The sequence below is a fragment of the Stenotrophomonas riyadhensis genome (assembly GCF_040256885.1).
In the GTDB taxonomy this organism is placed as follows: Bacteria; Pseudomonadota; Gammaproteobacteria; order Xanthomonadales; family Xanthomonadaceae; genus Stenotrophomonas; species Stenotrophomonas riyadhensis.
Map to the genome: position 1 here is coordinate 3,323,119 of NZ_CP155568.1, position 18,190 is coordinate 3,341,308.

Genomic DNA, 18,190 nt, shown 5'->3' on the forward strand with positions numbered 1-18,190 from the left:
TCGGCTCTACAGCTGGCGTTCCGGCAGCATGCCGATGTCCCGCATCCAGCGCTCGGCAAGCTGCGGCCACGCCGCGACCGGTGCATCCTTCATGCGCAGCCCGAATGCGTGGCCGCCGCGTGCGAACAGATGCATTTCCACCGGCACGCCCGCGTCGACCAAGGCACGGTAATAGGCCAGCGATTCGCGCACGTCATCGGTGCGATCGTCGGTGGCCTGCGCGATGAACGTCGGCGGCACTTTGTCATCCACGGTGATGTCCTTGACCAGCGACAACCCCTTTCCGTGCCCCGCCCACAGGTGCCCGGAATACATCACCATCGCGAAATCGGGGCGGCTCGGCTGCTCATCTGCAGCATCGACCGGCGCGTAGCTGCGCAGTGCGTGCGTGCTCAGTCCCGCTACCACGTGACCACCGGCGGAAAAGCCGATCACCCCGATCCGCTTTGGATTGATTGACCAGCGCTCGGCCTGTGCGCGCAGCAGGCCCATTGCACGCTGTGCATCCTGCAGGGCCATCGGCACCTTTGGAATGTCGCGGCAGTTGCACACGGGGTCCCAGTTCGGGCCGGAGGCTGGCACCCGGTACTTCAGCAATGCACAGGTGATGCCCTGCGCGGCCAGCCAGTCGCAGATCTCGCTGCCTTCCAGGTCCATCGCCAGCACCCGATAGCCTCCGCCAGGCACCACCATCACCGCGGTGCCGGTGGCCGGCCCCTTCGGCGGAAACACGGTGAGGGTCGGCGCAGCGACGTTCTGCAGCATCATCCAGTGTTCGCCACTGGCTTCGGAGGTCACTTCGCTGACCTGCTCGGGCCCCTTCAACCTCGGCGGCGCGCTCACCGTGCCCTGCGGCCACAATGGAAGCTCGGTGGTGCCCAGTGGCGGATGCCAGGTGGAAGGCGCGGCCTTCGCTGTAGCGAACGGCACCATCGCAAGCAGCAGGAAGCTCGAGGACAGGAGCGCACGCATGATCGGCATCCATGGTTGGAGCAGCAGATTGTAGAGCCGAGCCCATGCTCGGCTTCGAGGATGCAGCCGAGCGTGGGCTCGGCTCTACAACACGGCAAAAAAAAACCTGCATCTCGCGATGCAGGTTTTTCAAGGTGGCGCCCGAAGTTGGACTCGAACCAACGACCCCCTGATTAACAGTCAAGTGCTCTAACCGGCTGAGCTATTCGGGCAGACGACTAGTATAACCACTCTTCACGCGCGATGGTAGGGGTGATTGGCAATCATTGCGGCAGCCCGATACAACTGCTCGGCTACCACCAGGCGCACCAGCATGTGCGGCAGCGTCAGCGGTCCGATCGACCACTTCTCGTCGGCCAGTGCGGATACTTCCGGCGAATGCCCTTCCGGGCCACCGATCAGGAATGCCAGGTCCCTGCCCTGCCCGCGCCAGTGTTCCAGGCGCTGCGCCAGTTGTTCCGAGCTGAGCTGGCGTCCGGGCACGTCCAGCGCCACTACATAGGCATTCTTCGGCAGCGCAGCGATCACCCGCTTGCCTTCATCTTCGGTGGCGCGGCGCGGATCACGCCCCTTGCCGCGCAGGCCGGGCTCGATTTCCACCAGTTCGAACGGCAGCCAGTGCGACAACCGTTTCTGGTATTCGGCGAAGCCCTGCGCCACCCAGCTGGGGGCGCGTTCACCGGTGGCGATCAGGCGGGCTTTCATCAACGGTCCTCCAAAACGTCGACGGCGCCATCGGCGCCGTCGAAGGGATGCATCAACGCGTGGCTCAGGCCACTTCGTCGTCGCTGGACGGCGGCTGGTCGCCGACGGTCCACAGGCGCTCGAGGGCGTAGAACTCACGCACGCGCGGCAGCATCACATGGACGATCACGTCGCCCAGATCGACCAGCACCCACTCGGCTTCGCGCTCGCCTTCCACGCCCAGCGGCATCACGTCGATGTTCTTGGCGAAGCGCACGACTTCATCGGCAATCGACTTGACGTGGCGGGTCGAAGTGCCCGAAACGACGATCATGTAGTCGGCAACGCTGGACCGGCCGCGCACGTCGATCTCGACCAGGTCCTTGGCCTTCAGGTCTTCGGTGGCTTGGCGGACGCTGGCCAGCAGTTCCGGCACGGACGGCGGCGGGCTGGGCAGATCGACCTTGATGGTCTGGGGCTGGGTCTGGTTGCTCAAAGTGAATCGACTCGATAAACGTGGGGGCGATTATACGGGGATGGCGCCGCTGCGCCATTCACGGCCTGGCCGGGCGGTACAGCCCGTGTGCAGCCACATAGTCCGCCACGGCCGGTGGCAGCAGTGCGCGCCAGGGCCCGCCAGCGGCGATCTGCGAGCGCACGGCGCTGGCCGACTCCTCGCGCAGCGGGTGGTGCAGGCGCAGGATGCGGCCGGCCGGGCTGGCGAACAGGGCCTGCTCGTTGTCGGCCCAGCGCCCTTCCAGCGCACGGCCCAGCTCGCCATCGACCGCGACCCGCAGCGGGCTGCCAGGCCGTTCAGCCACCACGAAGTGGGCCAACCCGAACAGGGCCTCCCATTCGTGCCAGCGGGTCAGGCCCAGCAGGCTGTCGGCGCCGACCAGCCAGGCCAGTGGCCGGCTCGGGCCCAGCTCGCCGCGCAGCTCGCGCAGGGTGTCCACGGTGTAGGACGGCCGACCGGGGAAGCGTGCCGCGCGATCCAGCTCGCGGCGGTCCAGCAGCAGTCCGGGTTCATCGCCGATGGCCAGCGACAGCATGCTGCAACGCTGCTCGGCGGTGGCACCAGGCACCGCACGGTGTGGAGGATCGGCCGCCGGCAGCATGCGCACGGCAACCTGCAGTTCGTCACGGGCGGCACGCGCGATCGCCAGGTGCCCGAGGTGCACCGGATCGAAGGTGCCCCCGTAATAGATCCGCAGGCTCATCGCTCAGGCCCGCGCCAGCAGGCGCACGGCACGCGGTTCGGCCACGGCCACCAGCAGGCGCTCCAGCGCCAGCCAGGCATCGCCGTCGGCCCGCCCCTTGGCGATACGGTCGACCAGTCCCGCTTCCGCCACGAAACGCTCCCAACGCTTGCTTTCCGGGTGCCGCTGCAGCGCGCGCTTGTACGGCGCCTGTCGCGATTCCCAGATGCCGCGTGATTTCATCTCGGCGGCCAGATTGCCGCCACGGGCCTGCACCCGGGCCAGGCCGGCCCCGGCCAGCAACTCTCGGATCACCATCGGCATCAGCGCGGCTACCGCCTCGCCTTCGCCGCGCAGGCCGGCCAGCATGCGCAGCACCGCCGGCGGCTGGCCGGAGAAGGTGGCCTCCACCAGCCGGAACACGTCATAGCGGGCGGCATCTGCCACCAGCGATTCCATCCGTTCCACGTCCAGCGGTTGGCCATCGGCCAGCAACGCCAGCTTGTCGATTTCCTGGGCGGCGGCCAGCAGGTTGCCTTCCACCCGCTCGGCCAATCGCTGCACGGCGGCCGGGTCCGCGCGCAGGCCCTTGCCGCGCAGTCGGCGCTCGATCCAGTCCGGCAGTTCATGCGGCTTGATCGCCCACGCCACCGACAGCACGCCGATGCGGTTGACCGCTTCGGCCCACTTGCCCTGGTGCGCCTTGCTCCATTCGTTGGCGGTGATCATCAGCACCACGTCCGGCGCCGGATTGGCGCAGAACTGGCTGATCACCTCGGCGCCGTCCTTGCCCGGCTTGCCGCTGGGCAGGCGCACCTCGACCAGGCGGCGGGCACTGAACAGGCTGGGCGCGTTGAAGCTGGCGTCGAGCTGGTTCCAGTCGAAATCGCGGCCATCGGCGTCGAACACCTCGCGCTCGCCGATGCCGGCGGCACGCGCCCGCGCACGGATGGCGTCAGCCGCCTCCAGCACGCGCAGGGTTTCCGGGCCGGCAATCAGGTAGACCGGCACCAGCGCGGTATCAGCGCTCTGGCTGGCCAGCTGCTCCGGACGCAGTTCCATCGCAGCGGCTCAGTGCTTGGTTGCGGGGACCGGCTCGGCCGGCACCGCACCTTCCACCGGCTTGGCCTTCGGTGCCGACAGGCTGCCACCCTTCTCGATCTCGGCACGGACCACGCTGTCGATGCGGCGGATGATCGACGCCGACATTTCGCGGCGCAGTTCATCGGCCAGGATCTCGCGTTCGGTAGTGGTACCGGTGGCGTCGGTCGGCGGCGACACGTAGTCGCGCGAGAGCTCGATCACCTGCTGCGGCACCAGCTCGCTGCCATCCTCGCGACGGAAGATGAAGATCACGGCATAGCGCAGGCTGTACTCCTGCGCGCGGCCCTGCGAGTCGATGGCGATCGGCAGGTCGCCCCAGCGCTCGGACAGCACCTGCAGCTGGGTACTGGGTTCCTTGCTGTCCTCATCGGCCAGCTTGGCACCGGACGCCAGCAGGCTGCGGTTGAGCAGCTTGACCAGTTCACTGTACGGGGCGGTGGAGACCACCTTCACCGGCGCCGTATCGGTCGGCAGCATCAGCTTGTTGCGCAGATGGAAACCGCAGCCGGCGAGGCCGAGGACAAGAACGAGGGCGAGCAGGATTCGGGTCATGGAGACAGTCTGGCGGAGCCGGGCGATCACGGCAACACACAGCGTGCCCGAAGCCGCGTGAATGCAGGGCCATCAAGTGCGCTGCCCTGCACCGGAAAGGCACCGGCCACCGCACGGGTGGCCGGTGCGGGGTACATCAGGCGGCGACGATGTTCACGATCTTGCCCGGGACGATGATGATCTTGCGCACCGTCAGGCCTTCCATGAACTTGGCCGCGTTGGGCTCGGCCAGGGCCAGCGCCTCGACCTGCTCGCGCGCGGCATCGGCCGCCACCTCGATGGTGCCACGCAGCTTGCCGTTGACCTGTACCGCCAGGGTCAGCGCATCGCGCACCAGCGCGCTGCTGTCGGCCTGCGGGAACGGCTGGTCTTCCAGCAGCGTCTCGCCATGGCCCAGCACCTGCCACAGGGCATGGCTGGCATGCGGAGTGATCGGGTTCAGCAGCAGCACGATGGCCTGCAGCGCTTCCTGGCGCACCGCGCGGCCCTGCTCGCTGCCGTCCTCGAACTTGGCCAGCGCGTTCATCAATTCCATCACCGCAGCAATGGCGGTGTTGAAGCTGTGCCGGCGGCCATAGTCGTCGCCGACCTTGCCGATGGTCTCGTGGGTCTTGCGGCGCAGCGCCTTCTGGTTGGCATCCAGTGCGGCCACATCCAGTGCCGGCGCAGCACCGTCGGCAGCATGCTTCTGCACCTGCGCCCACAGGCGGCGCAGGAAGCGGGCCATGCCATCCACGCCGGCTTCGTTCCACTCCAGCGACTGTTCCGGCGGTGCGGCGAACATCGAGAACAGGCGCACGGTGTCGGCGCCGTACTTGCCGACCATTGCCTGCGGGTCCACGCCGTTGTTCTTCGACTTGGACATCTTCTCGGTGCCACCGACCACCACCGGCTGGCCGTCGGCAATCAGGGTGGCGCCAGTGATGCGGCCACGCTCGTCGCGCTGCACTTCCACATCGGCCGGGTTGATCCAGTCCTTCGAGCCGTCCGGGTTCGGGCGGTAGTAGGTCTCGGCGATCACCATGCCCTGGCACAGCAGGTTGCGCGCCGGCTCGTTGCTGTCCACCATCCGCGCGTCGCGCAGCAGCTTGTGGTAGAAGCGGAAATACATCAGGTGCAGGATCGCGTGCTCGATGCCACCGATGTACTGGTCGACCGGCAGCCAGTAGTTGCCGCGCTTGTCGACGGCATCACGGGCACCCGGCGAGGTGTAGCGGGCGTAGTACCAGCTCGACTCCATGAAGGTGTCGAAGGTGTCGGTCTCGCGCTCGGCCGCGCCGCCGCAGTCCGGGCAGGTGGTCTTGCGCCATTCCGGATCGGTCTTGATCGGCGAACCGGTACCCGAGAACGCCACGTCCTCCGGCAGCACCACCGGCAGCTGCTCTTCCGGCACCGGCACCGCACCGCACTTGGCGCAGTAGATCACCGGAATCGGGCAGCCCCAGTAGCGCTGGCGGCTCACGCCCCAGTCGCGCAGGCGGTAGTTGACCCGGCGCTGGCCCTGGGCCTTGCGCTCGAAACGTTCGGCCAGGGCTTCGAAGGCGCCCTGGAAGTCCAGGCCGTCGAATTCGGCCGAATTCACCAGTTCGAAGGCGCGGCTCTTGTCGCTGTACCAGTCCTGCCAGCGGCTGCCGTCCCAGTTGCGCTCCTCTTCAGTGCGCGCATCCTTCAGCGCGATCACCTGCTTGATCGGCAGGCCGTACTTGTTGGCCACTTCGTTGTCGCGCTGGTCATGGCCCGGGACGGCCATCACCGCGCCGGTGCCGTAGCCCATCAGCACGAAGTTGGCGACCCAGACCGGCACCGGTTCGCCGGTGACCGGATGCAGCGCGCGCAGGCCGGTGTCCATGCCGCGCTTTTCCTGGGTTTCCAGTTCAGCCTCGGACACGCCGCCCTGCTTCAGGTCGGCCAGCATCGCCGCCAGCTCCGGGTTGTTCTTCGCCGCATGCAACGCCAACGGATGCTCGGCGGCGATCGACACGAAGGTCACGCCCATCACGGTATCCGGACGGGTGGTGAACACGCGCAGCGGGTCCAGCGCGCTGCCATCGACGTCGCGCACGTCGAACTGGATTTCCAGACCTTCGGAACGGCCAATCCAGTTGCGCTGCATGGTCTTGACCGATTCCGGCCAGCCGTCCAGTTCGTCCAGGCCGTCCAGCAGTTCCTGGGCGTAGTCGGTGATGCGCAGGAACCACTGCGGGATCTCGCGCTTCTCGACCAGGGCGCCGGAGCGCCAGCCACGGCCGTCGATGACCTGCTCGTTGGCCAGCACGGTCTGGTCCACCGGGTCCCAGTTCACCACCGCGTTGCGGCGGTAGGCCAGGCCCTTGCGCATCAGGCGGGTGAACATGCGCTGCTCGTGGACGTAATAGTCCGGACGGCAGGTGGCGAACTCGCGCGACCAGTCGATGGCATAGCCCAGCGACTGCAGCTGGCTGCGCATGTGGTCGATGTTCTTGTAGGTCCAGGCCGCTGGCGCGGTCTTGTTCTTGATCGCGGCGTTTTCCGCCGGCAGACCGAACGCGTCCCAGCCCATCGGCTGCAGCACGTTGTGGCCGGTCATGCGCTTGTAGCGGCTGATCACGTCGCCGATGGTGTAATTGCGCACGTGGCCCATGTGCAGCGCACCGGACGGGTACGGAAGCATCGACAGGCAGTAGTACTTCGGCTTGTCCGAAGTCTCGTCGACTTCGAAGGCACGGGTGGCGTCCCAGTACTTCTGGGCGGCGGATTCAACCTGCTGCGGGTCGTAGGCGTTGGTTTCAGCGCTGGTCATGGAACACGCGGATGCGGCGGCAAAGCGGTACAGCGTACCGCAGTGCGGCAAACGTCTCCAATCCTGCCCGCCGACCGCCGGCGCCGCCAGCGCCCGGAGCCGGTCTCAGCGCGGTCGCGACAGCGGCAGGGCCAGTGCCAGCCAGACCGCCCAGCAGGCGAATGCAAGCCGTTGTGCCAGTGGTGCCGGCAGCACACCCTGCAGCGCAAAGGCAGCCAGCGCCGCCAGCACGCCACAGGCGAGCGCCACCCCGCCCAGGGCGCGACCGTGCGTCTGGCGCAGCTGCGAGATGCCCAGCAACAGGGTGCCGGCGACGAAGCCCAGCACCCAGACCATCCAGGCACTGGCGTGCAGCTGGCTGGCCGGCCCGTGCAGATCGTCCACATCCAGCGGCATCAAGCCCATCGCGGCGAAGGCCAGCCCGCCCAGCAACAGCATCTGGCTGCCCACCCGCGGCGCCCAGCCAGCGCTGGCCGGCAGCTGCCGGCGCAGGCACTCGGCCACGACCACCGCCAACAGGCCCGGCAGTACGAAACCCAGCAGATTGAAGGCCAGCGCGTGCGGCACACCCTGCGCGCCCAGCAGGGCCACCGGGTGCCGCGCCTGTGCATAACCTTCCAGGCCGGTGCCGAAACCCAGCACCGCCAGCACGAACAGCAGCGCGGCGATCAGCCCGGACAGGCGCAACAGCGGGGACAGTGAAGACATGCAGGCTCCGGAACAACAGCGACAGGAAGGCCGCATTGTCGGGTATTTGCCGCAGCCCGGGTTGAGACCGACATCGATCGTCACCATAGAATCGGTCTCCAGATGCCAAACGATGCCTCTCCCATGACCGAGACGACCTACGTATTCGACGCCACCACTGCGACCTTCGAGGCCGAAGTCCTGCAGAAGTCGCTGCAGACGCCGGTGCTGGTCGACTTCTGGGCCACCTGGTGCGGGCCGTGCAAGAGCCTCGGCCCGATGCTGGAAAAGCTGGCGGCCGAATACAACGGCGCCTTCGAACTGGCCAAGGTCGACGTCGACAAGGAGCAGCAGATCGCTGCGGCTTTCCAGATCCGCTCGGTGCCGACCGTGTTCCTGGTCAAGGGCGGCCAGCTGGTGGATGGCTTCCCCGGCGCCATTCCGGAAGGCCAGTTGCGCGAGTTCCTGGCCCAGCACGGCATCGTGCCGGCCGACGTCGGTGACACCGCTGCCGAGGACGAAGCACCGCTGGACCCGCAGGCACAGGTGGACGTGCTGCGCGCACAGATCGCCGCCGAGCCGGACAAGGATGAACTGAAGCTCGATCTGGCCCTTGCCCTGCTGCAGATCGGCGGTGTGGACGAGGCCGGCACGCTGATCGACGGCCTGCCCGCCAACCTCGCCACCGACGACCGCGCCGTGCGCGCCCGCGCGCGTCTGTCCTTCGCCGCTGCACTGAAGGACGCGCCCGCGGCCGAGGTGCTGGACGCGCGCATTGCCGCCGATGGCAACGACCTCAAGGCCCGCCACCTGCGTGGCGTGCAGTTGCTGCTGGGCGGCCACGACGAGGCCGCGCTGGCGCAGTTCCTGGAAATGCTGCGGATCGACCGCACCTTCGAAGAAGGACTGCCGCGCAAGGCCCTGATCGACGCCTTCAATGTGATCTCCGACGAGGACCTGGTCGGCCAGTACCGCCGCCGGATGGCCTCCCTGCTGTTCTGAACGGGAACATGCTTCGTTCAGAATCCCTGCACTGAACGCGGGCAATAATGCGCTGGATGGCGGCCGTACGGCCGCCACGATCCGTTCGGGGGGATGAGGTCGGGGCCATGGGGTCTTGCAGCTGCGCCCCCGCATTGCCGGGATTGCAAACTGTGACCTTCGTCCGCTCGCTGTTGTTCGCCATGCGCTTCCAGGGTGCCTTGCTCTGCGCCCTCCTCCTGCTGCCGGGTCTGGCCGGTGCCCAGGACTGGAACTACCGGGTCCGTCCCGGCGATACCCTGTGGGACCTGGGTGGCCTGTACCTCAAGCCTTCGGTGCCCTGGCAGCAACTGCAACAGCACAACCGCATCGACAATCCCTACCAGCTGCCCCCCGGCCAGCTGCTGCGCTTCCCCATCAGCTGGCTGCGCATCGAACCGGCGCCCGCCCGCGTACTGTCCGTGCGTGGCAAGGTCGAGCTGTCTGGCGCCGACGGCAGCGCCACGCGCGCGGTCCTGGCCGGCGAGCAGCTGCGTATCGGCGATACCGTGCAGACCGAAGGCGACTCCAGCATCACGCTTGAATTCGCCGATGCCTCGCGCCTGCAGTTGCGCGAGCATTCGCGCCTGCGCCTGGACCAACTCAGCCGCTATGGCCATACCGGCATGGTCGACACCCGCCTGCGCCTGCAGCAGGGACGCGCCAGCAACCGGGTGACGCCGGCCCGCGGTCCGGCATCGCGCTACATCATCGATGCCCCCACCGCCACCAGCAGCGTGCGCGGCACCGTGTTCCGGGTCAGTGCCGGCGACACCGGCCAGGTCGCGGCCACCGAGGTCCTGCAGGGCAAGGTGCAGGTCGGCAACATCCACGGCCAGCGCCTGGTCCGGCCAGGACAGGCCACCCGCAGCGGCAGCGCTGACGCAGCCCCCGCTGCGGTCTCTCCCCTGCTGCCCGCTCCGACGCTGCGCAACGACCAACTTCGGCTGGCGCCGCTGCCGACCCTGCTGGCCTGGGAAGCGGTTCCCGGCGCCGCACACTACCGCGTGGAAGTGGTACAAGCCGCAACACCGGAAATTCTGCTCTTTGCCGCGACCACCGCTGACACCCACCTGGCCATCGGCGATCTGCCGCCCGGCCAGCTGCGTATCCTGCTGCGTGCTGTCGACGCACAGGGTGTGGAAGGCCTGGATGCCAGCGCCGATTTCGAACTCAGCGACCAGCCGCCGCCGCCACTGACGGTGGCCCCGCTGCATGGGCAGACGATCAACAGCGACCGACCGCGCTTCCGTTGGAGCCAGGCCCCCGGCGCGCGCAGCAGCGTACTGCAGATCGCCGCCGAGCCGAGCTTCGTGCAACCGCTGCAGGAACAGACGACCCCTGGCACCGACCTGCGCCTGGCGCAGCCACTGCCGCCGGGCCAGTACTTCTGGCGCGTGGCCTCGCGCGATGGCAACGGCCACCAGGGCCGCTACGGCCAGGCGCTGCCGCTGCAGCTGAGCAATGAACCGGTTGATCCGGCGCTGCAGCCGCCGGAAGCCGCGCATGGCGAGCTGACGCTGCGCTGGCAGGCGGGCAGCGAAGGCCAGCGCTATCGGGTGCAGGTCGATCGCCGCGGAGACTTCAAGGCGCCGCTGGTCGATGAGACAGTGGTCGAGCCGCAGGTCAGCTTCAAGCGGCCCTGGAGCGGCACCCTGCACGTGCGCGTGCAGTACATCGACGATGACGGTCATGCAGGCGAGTACTCTCCTGCGCAGCAGATCAAGCTGCCCTGCCGCCTGTGCTACGGCGCTGGCGGCGGCGCCCTGCTGCTGTGGCTGTTGTTATGAGGCGCTCGCCACTGCCGTGGTCGAAGCGGATCCTGCTGGCGCTGCTGGCCGGCGTGCTGACCGTGATCGCCAGCCAGGGCCAGTGGCTGTGGCGGCAGGATGAAGCCGCCTACGATGCCATGGTCGGCAACTGGGACTATCGTCCCGATCCAAGCGTGCTGATCGTGGCGATCGACGAAGGCAGCCTGCAGCGCATCGGCCAGTGGCCGTGGCCGCGCTCGATCCACGCACGCCTGCTGGATCGCCTGACCGATGCCGGCGCCGAGCGCGTCGCGCTGGACCTGATGCTGTCCGAGCCGGACCGCCGCGACAGCCGCCAGGACGAGGCGCTGGCCGCGGCCATCCGCCGCAATGGCCGGGTGGTGCTGCCGGTGCTGGCCGCGCCCGCGGCCGGTGATCGCATGGCCGAGGAAATGCTGCCGGTACCGCAGATTGCGGCCAGTGCCGCCGCCATCGGCCACACCGATGTTGAAGTGGACGGCGATGGTGTCGCCCGCGGCGTCTACCTGCACGCTGGCATCGGCATGGCCCATTGGCCCGCGCTCGGATTGGCCCTTGCGGGCCTCCCCGCGGGCGCTGTGCGCGGCCTGCCCGACCCCGATCCGGGGGTGAGCTCGCCCTATCAATGGCGACGCGACGACTACGTGCGGGTGCGCTACGCCGGTCCGCCCGAGCGGCTGCCGCAGGTTTCCTACGTGGACGTGCTCGATGGCCATGTGGACATGGCGATGTTGCACGGCCGTCGCATCGTCGTCGGCATGACCGCCAGTGGCATCGCACCACGGCTGTTGACGCCGACCACCCGCGAGTTCTGGATGAGTGGCAGCGAGTACCAGGCCAACATCGCCTCGATGCTGCTGCAGCACAAGCAGATCGACCTGCTGCCGCGCCTCTGGCAGCACGCCATCAGTGGTGTGGTGGTTGCGCTGTGCGTGCTCCTGCTCGGCCTGCGCCTGCCGTGGCTGGCCGCGCTGGCATCACTGCCGGCGGCGCCGTTGCTGAGCTGGGTGCTGCTGCGCGCAAGCGACCTGTGGTGGGCGCCGGCTACCGCCATGCTGGGCGTTCTGCTGGTGTTGCTGGCCTGGGCGATCTGGCGGATCTCGGCCTGGCACCGCCAGGCCAACCGCGACGCGCTGACCGGTCTTGGCAACCGCCTGCGCTTCGAGCAGTCGCTGCAGCAGGAATGCGATGCCGCCCGGCGCAGTGGCAAGCCGTTGAGCCTGGCGCTGATCGACGTCGACCATTTCAAGCGCCACAACGACCGCCATGGCCACCAGGTGGGCGACCGCGTGCTGCGCGATGTCGCCCGCCTGATCGGCGCGCATGCGCGGCGCCCGCGTGACATGGCCGCACGTTACGGCGGTGACGAATTCGCACTGGTGCTGCCGGATACGCCAGCCGAGGGGGCGCGCCTGGTGATCGAGGACCTGATCGCATGCGTGCGGGCGCTGCCGGCGCCCGGCGATGCCAGCGACGGTGCCGTCACCCTCACCATCGGCGTGTTCACCCGCGTGCCTGACGGCGATCTGCAACCACACCATTTCGTCGAAGGCGCCGACACCGCGTTGTACCAGGCCAAGGCCAATGGGCGCGACGGGTATGTCATCGACGGCCCATGAGGCATGGATATGCACACCACCTGTAGAGTCGAGCTTGCTCGACTGCCTCCGCCTCATTCCAGCGGCCAGCGACACCACGCAAGCGGATAGTCTCCCAGCCGCGATGTCAGGCCCGTACGCACTGGGTTGGCCAGTACATACAGTGACTGTTGCCGAACATCCGCCTCATTCCGGATCAGATGATCGTAGTAGCCCCGCTGCCACACCGGCCGTCCTTCATCGGAGTGCGCAGTGACTGCAATGGCCACTCTGGACTTCAGTGACTGCATGCATCGCCCCAGGGTTCCTTGACGCAGCTGCATGACCCCAAGCTCGACTCAACAATTCGCCGGACCACGCCCGAATCGTGCGGACGCTCGCCCGGGGTGCAACATACGCATGCGAATGGTTAGACTGGACGCCTCGCCCTGCGCCCCGGACCCGCATGAACGCCCGCCTGTTCCGCTTCGGTATCAACCTCTGGCCGCCGTTCCTGTTCACCGGCATCCACGTCACCCGCATCACTCCCGACTACCGGCAGATCGATGTCGAACTGCGATTGCGGCCCTGGAACCGGAACTATGTCGGTACCCACTTCGGCGGCAGCCTGTTCGCGATGACCGATCCGTTCTGGATGCTCGGCCTGCTGCATATCCTTGGCCGTGACTACTACGTGTGGGACCGCGCCGGTGCCATCGATTTCCTCAAGCCCGGCCGCGGTACCGTGCGTACCTCGTTCCGCATCGACGACGCACTGCTGGACGAACTGCGCGCCGAAGCCGCCGCTGGTGACAAAGTGCTGAGATGGTTCAGCAATGATGTCGTCGATGAAAGCGGCGAGGTGGTCGCCCAGGTGCGCAAGCAGGTCTACCTGCGGTTGAAGCCACACGCACGCTGAGCGCGCTTCAGTCGCGTCCCGCCGCAGTCGAAGCCGATTCCTTCTGCAACGGCACCGACAGCCACGGGTTCTCATCAGCGCTGCGCGCTGGAGAGCGACGCGGCACCTGCAGGTGGCGGCCATCGGCCGACAGTTGCGGCGCCCGCACCGGCGAGCGGAACTGCACCGGCAGCCGCTGCAGTGCGTCCACCGGATCATCCGTCTGCTGCCGCAGCCAACGCTGCGCCCCCAGCAGCCGCACCATCGCCGCGGCATCCTGTGGCCGTGACGAATAGGCAGGATAGATCGGCGCGGCCATATCGGTCAGCACGCAGCCCATGACGTTCGACAGGCAACCGAAGTCATGCTGCGGTGGCGCCGGCACTGGCAACGGGCGATCCGCTTCCAGCGCCGCTGTGGCTGCCGCGCCACAGGCCCAGCCGAGATTGCCGGCCGCGCGGGCCAGGGTGCTGCTGCGATCCAGCACCAGCACGCCGCCGAACTCCCGCGCCGATGTCTCGATCGCCGCGCGGTTCATCGCATACTCGCCCTGCATTGCCCGGCACAGGCTCTGTTCCTCGGCCCGCATCGGCTGCAGCGCCTGTTCGCATTCCGTTGGCAGCGGGTGGCCGGCGGGTAGTTCGACCAGCATGTCGGCCAGCAGCTGGGCATTGGCCTGGACCAGGCTGGCGCCGATGATGCTCTCGATCAGATAGCTGCTACCGGGCACCAGCCGCCTTCCCAGCAGCAGTCCACGGCAGCTGCCGCGCAGTGCACCGTCGATATCGCCCTGCACGTAGTCCAGCGCGTGCGCGCTGGTGGCGTCCACCACCAGGCCATAGGTCGGCAACGGGACCAGAATGCCGTCGCCCTTCGGCTGGAACGGCGATATGAAGTAGTCCGCTTCGGCCAGCTGATCCAGCCGCGCATGCAACTGCTGGTGGCCGGCGTGGGCGTCCACGAAGCGTTGCGGGTTCGCGCGGACCTGGGCGAGGCAGCCGGTGGCGGCCGGCCCGCAACTGGCACCGGGCCGCGAGCGCAGCTCGGCATGGTTGGCCGCCAGGTGTGTCTGGCCGCCGCTGCTGCCCTGCAGGTCGGCCTCCCAACGGCGCACGTCCTCGGCCAACGCCTGCTCGCGCTGGCGGGCATCCAGATCGTCGAACGGCAACGTCCACAGCAGCGCATAACCATTGCGCCCGGCCGCCGGCAGGCGTGCCTCCAGCCGTTGCTGCGCCTGCAGGCGTGATTCAGGCACCGGCCACATGCGCGATGCGCACCACACCACGATGGCCAGCACCAGCAGGCCCGCCAGGGTCCAGCCCAGTCCGCGCAGAATCTTCAACACAGCTTCCCTTCCATGTGTCGTTGCCGCAGTCGATTCCCCAGCGTAATCGACCGGCGGTGGCCGCTACAATGCGCACATGTCGCTCGAAGCCCCCGCCCTGGTCCCCCGCCCCTCCCTGCAGCGCCTGTTCCTGACCGGCCTGCTGACCCTGCTGCCGATCTGGCTGACCTGGGTCGTGGTCAAGTTCGTGTTCGTGCTGCTGTCGGGCATTTCCAGCCCCTTGGTGGTACCGCTTTCCGAGCAGATCGCGACAAGCTTCCCGCATTACCTCGGCTGGGTTCGTGCCGAGTGGATCCAGGACACCATCGCCCTGCTGGCCACCCTGCTGGTGATCCTGGCGGTGGGCGTGGCCAGCCGCCGCGTGCTCGGCCAGCGCCTGCTGCGCTGGGTCGGCGCGATCATCAAGCGCATTCCCCTGGCCAGCATCATCTACGACAGCGCCAAGAAGCTGCTGGACATGCTGCAGACCGAACCGGGCAGTACCCAGCGCGTGGTGCTGATCGACTTTCCGCACCGCGACATGAAGTCGGTCGGCCTGGTCACCCGCGTCATCAAGGAACACGGCACCGACCGTGAGCTGGCGGCGGTGTACGTGCCGACCACGCCGAACCCGACCTCGGGTTACCTGGAAATCGTGCCGGTGGAGCTGCTGACCCCGACCGACTGGACCGTCGACCAGGCCATGAGCTTCATCATTTCCGGTGGTGCCGTCGCACCGTCCAGCGTTCCGTTCACGCGCGCAGGCGAACGCAGCGAATGACCGCGGCGCCGGTCGAGCGCCCGCTGCAGGACCGCGCGGTCCTGCTGTTCATCGTGCTGGCCGCATTTTTCTGCGGCAACGCGGTGCTGGCCGAGCTGATCGGGGTGAAGATCTTCGCGCTGGAAGACACCCTCGGCATCGATCCGCTGAACTGGAACCTGTTCGGCCAGACCGGCTCGCTCAGCTTCACCGCCGGCACCCTGTTGTGGCCGGTGGTGTTCATCATGACCGACACCATCAACGAGTTCTTCGGCAAGCGCGGCGTGCGCTTCATCTCGTGGCTGGCGGTGGTGCTGATCGGCTACGGCTTCCTGTTCGCCTTCGCCGCCATCTCGCTGGCGCCGGCCAGCTGGTGGGTCACCTCGATGGACGGCCACGGCGTGCCCGACTACCAGGCCGCGTTCGCGGCGGTGTTCGGCCAGGGCATGTGGACCATTGCCGGTTCGCTGGTGGCCTTCCTGCTCGGCCAGTTGATCGACGTGGCGGTGTTCCATCGCATCCGCCAGGCCACCGGCGAACGCCACGTGTGGCTGCGCGCGACCGGCTCGACCGCGATATCGCAGGTCGTGGACAGCTTCGTGGTGATCTGGATCGCCTTCGTGCTCGGCCCGCAGCACTGGCCGACCTCGCTGTTCCTTGCCGTCGCCAGCGTCAACTACGTGTACAAGATGGGCTTTGCGATTGCCCTGATTCCGTTGCTGTACCTGATGCGGCGGGCTATCACCCGCTATCTGGGCGCCGATCGAGCGGCGGCGTTGCGCGCCGCCGCGGCGGCTGACTGAAGCCCCAGCGCCACCAAGCTGACTGCGCCTTCACGCTGGCCGTACGCGCGCGGTTCGTGCAAGCTCCACGGTCTGTGTTCCACGGAAGCTTCTTGATGCCGTATTCCCCCCGCGTCCTGGCCGCCGCCATTGCCGCGTTGTTCCTGTTCAGTGCCGTGCCGTCGGCCGAAGCAGCGAAGAAGAAGGCCAGCCGCCCTGCCGCCGCGCAGACCCGCCAGGCCGCCAAGCCCAAGGCCAGGCCCGCCCGCGCCACCGCGCCGGCCCGTGGCAGTTCGGCGCGCCGCGCCGCGCCACGCCCGGTCGCACCGGCCCGTGCCGTACCCAAGCAGGTGCAGCTGGAGCGCCTGTATGACGAATACTGGGATGCCTCGATGCGGCTGAATCCGCTGCAGGCGACCTTCCAGGGCGAGCCCCGCTACAACGACCAGCTGCCCAACATCCTGTCCGCCGCCTGGCGCCAGCAGTCGCACGACTTCACCACCGAGTGGCTGGGCAAGGTCGAGAAACTCGGCAGCGACGGCCTGCAGGGCCAGGACCTGCTCAGCTACGAGATCTTCGTGCGCGACGCGCGCGCTTCGCTGGCCGCCGAGCGCTACCCGAGCTGGATGATGCCGATCAGCCAGTACTACAACATCGGCAGCATCATGGCGATCCTCGGTGCCGGTGCCGGCGCGCAGCCGTTCAACACCGTGCAGGACTACGACACCTGGTCGCGCCGTTCGCTCGGCATTCCCGAGCTGTTCGACCAGGCCATCGACAACATGCGCCAGGGCATGAAGGCCGGCGTGGTACAGCCGCGCGACCTGATGGAAAAAGTGCTGCCGCAGCTGGATGCGGTGATCAAGCCGACCGCCGAAGAGAGCATCTTCTGGTCGCCGATCCGCACCATGCCGAACACCATCCCGGCTGAGGACAAGGCGCGCATCAGCGCCGAGTACAAGCGCATGATCGAACTGCGCATCATGCCGGCCTACCGCGCCCTGCGCGGCTTCATCGCCACCGAATACCTGCCCGCCACGCGTGCCAGCAGTGGCCTCGGCGCGCTGCCCGATGGCCAGGCCTGGTACGCCAACCTGATCGTGCAGACCACCGCCAGCGACCAGACCGCTGCGCAGCTGCACGCGCTGGGCGAACAACGCGTGCAGGAACTGCAGGCCCAGATCGCCACGGTGATGAAGGATGCCAAGCTGCGTGGTACGCCATCCAAGCTGCTGCGCAGCATGCGCAATGACCGCCAGTTCCAGTACGGCGACGCCAATGCGCTGATCAACCGTTACCGCCAGGTGCAGCAGCAGGTCAATGCGCGCCTGCCGCAGGTACTGGACACCCTGCCCAAGTCCACCCTCGAAGTGCGCGCGGTGGAACCGGAACGTGCGTTGACCGCCGCCGCCGCGGCCTATCAGCCGTCACCGGCCGGGCAACCGGGCGTGCTGTACGTGAACACCCGCGACCTGCCCAGCCGCAAGCGCTGGAACGTGCCGGTGCAGTACCTGCATGAAGCGATCCCCGGCCACCACGTGCAGCTGGGCCTGCAGCAGGAACTGGCCAAGCTGCCGCGTTTCCGTCGCCTCGGTGGCGACCTCGCCTTCGTCGAAGGCTGGGGCCTGTACGCGGAAACGCTGGGCGAGGACCTGGGCGTCTACACCGATCCCTACGACCGCATCGGCTACCTGTACTCGCGCCTGCTGCGCGCCGCCCGCGTTGTGGCCGACACCGGCGTGAACGCCCAGGGCTGGAGCAAGCAGCAGGCCGTCGCCTACCTGCAGAAGACCGTGGACATGAGCAGCGACGATGCCAACGCCGAAGTCGAGCGGATCATGGCCCAGCCCGGCCAAGCGCTGTCCAACGTGGCTGGCCTGACCACCATTGTTGCCCTGCGCGACAAGGCCAAGGCACGCCAGGGCACCGCCTTCGACCTGCGCCGCTTCCACGCCGAACTGCTGAAGGACGGCTCGATGCCGCTGGACGTGCTGGACCGCAAGATGGAACGCTGGATGGCCCAGCCCGCCAGCGCTACGCCCGCCCCGTCACCCTGACCCTT

At 67.9% G+C, this 18,190-nt stretch carries 16 protein-coding genes and 1 tRNA gene; 7 read left to right on the forward strand and 10 right to left on the reverse strand.

Going from position 1 to position 18,190, the window contains the following annotated elements:
• Nucleotides 1-6: 6 nt before the first annotated feature.
• From SriyCCGPB3_RS15520 to SriyCCGPB3_RS15560, 9 genes are all read right to left on the reverse strand, one after another.
• Nucleotides 7-981 carry an alpha/beta hydrolase gene (locus SriyCCGPB3_RS15520; RefSeq protein ID WP_425604078.1) on the reverse strand — a complete coding sequence of 325 codons (975 nt, stop codon included), beginning with the start codon at nt 979-981 and terminating at the stop codon, nt 7-9.
• 126 nt (nt 982-1,107) lie between these two features.
• Nucleotides 1,108-1,184, reverse strand: a tRNA-Asn gene (locus tag SriyCCGPB3_RS15525).
• A gap of 22 nt (nt 1,185-1,206) precedes the next feature.
• Entirely contained in the window at nt 1,207-1,677 is a 471-nt protein-coding gene (rlmH, locus tag SriyCCGPB3_RS15530; RefSeq protein WP_005418108.1) for a 23S rRNA (pseudouridine(1915)-N(3))-methyltransferase RlmH, read from the reverse strand.
• A gap of 64 nt (nt 1,678-1,741) precedes the next feature.
• Entirely contained in the window at nt 1,742-2,152 is a 411-nt protein-coding gene (rsfS, locus tag SriyCCGPB3_RS15535) for a ribosome silencing factor (RefSeq protein ID WP_005418109.1), read from the reverse strand.
• Nucleotides 2,153-2,210: 58 nt separating this feature from the next.
• Entirely contained in the window at nt 2,211-2,876 is a 666-nt protein-coding gene (gene nadD / locus SriyCCGPB3_RS15540) for a nicotinate-nucleotide adenylyltransferase (protein WP_110713064.1), read from the reverse strand.
• Nucleotides 2,877-2,879: 3 nt separating this feature from the next.
• Complete coding sequence (gene holA / locus SriyCCGPB3_RS15545; protein ID WP_153855792.1) at nt 2,880-3,917, reverse strand: DNA polymerase III subunit delta; 1,038 nt, start codon at nt 3,915-3,917, stop codon at nt 2,880-2,882.
• Nucleotides 3,918-3,926: 9 nt separating this feature from the next.
• Complete coding sequence (gene lptE / locus SriyCCGPB3_RS15550) at nt 3,927-4,511, reverse strand: LPS assembly lipoprotein LptE (RefSeq protein WP_110713067.1); 585 nt, start codon at nt 4,509-4,511, stop codon at nt 3,927-3,929.
• Nucleotides 4,512-4,647: 136 nt separating this feature from the next.
• Entirely contained in the window at nt 4,648-7,290 is a 2,643-nt protein-coding gene (gene leuS / locus SriyCCGPB3_RS15555; RefSeq protein ID WP_153855791.1) for a leucine--tRNA ligase, read from the reverse strand.
• 105 nt (nt 7,291-7,395) lie between these two features.
• On the reverse strand, nt 7,396-7,998 hold the full coding sequence (locus SriyCCGPB3_RS15560; protein WP_110713068.1) for a DUF998 domain-containing protein: 603 nt from the start codon (nt 7,996-7,998) through the stop codon (nt 7,396-7,398).
• Between the two features lie 123 nt (nt 7,999-8,121).
• Here SriyCCGPB3_RS15560 and trxA point away from each other — a divergent pair, with 123 nt between their 5' ends.
• The 4 genes from trxA to SriyCCGPB3_RS15580 all read left to right on the forward strand — a co-directional run bounded on the left by trxA (nt 8,122) and on the right by SriyCCGPB3_RS15580 (nt 13,283).
• Nucleotides 8,122-8,979, forward strand: coding sequence for a thioredoxin (gene trxA / locus SriyCCGPB3_RS15565; protein ID WP_153855790.1), 858 nt, complete (start codon nt 8,122-8,124; stop codon nt 8,977-8,979).
• A 107-nt stretch (nt 8,980-9,086) separates the two neighbouring features.
• On the forward strand, nt 9,087-10,787 hold the full coding sequence (locus SriyCCGPB3_RS15570) for a FecR family protein (protein WP_153855789.1): 1,701 nt from the start codon (nt 9,087-9,089) through the stop codon (nt 10,785-10,787).
• A complete protein-coding gene (locus SriyCCGPB3_RS15575; RefSeq protein WP_110713072.1) occupies nt 10,784-12,406 on the forward strand; it encodes a CHASE2 domain-containing protein in 1,623 nt (540 codons plus the stop codon). The genes SriyCCGPB3_RS15570 and SriyCCGPB3_RS15575 overlap by 4 nt, the downstream gene beginning before the upstream one ends.
• A gap of 424 nt (nt 12,407-12,830) precedes the next feature.
• Nucleotides 12,831-13,283 (forward strand): DUF4442 domain-containing protein, encoded by a 453-nt coding sequence (locus SriyCCGPB3_RS15580; protein WP_153855788.1) that lies wholly within the window; start codon nt 12,831-12,833, stop codon nt 13,281-13,283.
• Between the two features lie 7 nt (nt 13,284-13,290).
• Here SriyCCGPB3_RS15580 and SriyCCGPB3_RS15585 read toward each other — a convergent pair whose 3' ends face one another.
• The gene (locus SriyCCGPB3_RS15585; RefSeq protein WP_324187313.1) at nt 13,291-14,607 is read right to left on the reverse strand and encodes a hypothetical protein; all 1,317 of its coding nucleotides are present in this window, start codon (nt 14,605-14,607) and stop codon (nt 13,291-13,293) included.
• A 76-nt stretch (nt 14,608-14,683) separates the two neighbouring features.
• On the opposite strand from SriyCCGPB3_RS15585, the gene SriyCCGPB3_RS15590 reads away from it, so the two are divergent.
• The 3 genes from SriyCCGPB3_RS15590 (at nt 14,684) to SriyCCGPB3_RS15600 (ending at nt 18,185) form a co-directional block, all read left to right on the forward strand.
• Nucleotides 14,684-15,367: a DUF502 domain-containing protein gene (locus SriyCCGPB3_RS15590; protein WP_100440472.1), complete on the forward strand. Its 684-nt coding sequence runs from the start codon at nt 14,684-14,686 to the stop codon at nt 15,365-15,367.
• On the forward strand, nt 15,364-16,149 hold the full coding sequence (locus SriyCCGPB3_RS15595) for a queuosine precursor transporter (protein WP_110713077.1): 786 nt from the start codon (nt 15,364-15,366) through the stop codon (nt 16,147-16,149). The genes SriyCCGPB3_RS15590 and SriyCCGPB3_RS15595 overlap by 4 nt, the downstream gene beginning before the upstream one ends.
• 95 nt (nt 16,150-16,244) lie before the next feature.
• Complete coding sequence (locus tag SriyCCGPB3_RS15600; RefSeq protein ID WP_110713078.1) at nt 16,245-18,185, forward strand: DUF885 domain-containing protein; 1,941 nt, start codon at nt 16,245-16,247, stop codon at nt 18,183-18,185.
• Nucleotides 18,186-18,190: the final 5 nt, after the last annotated feature.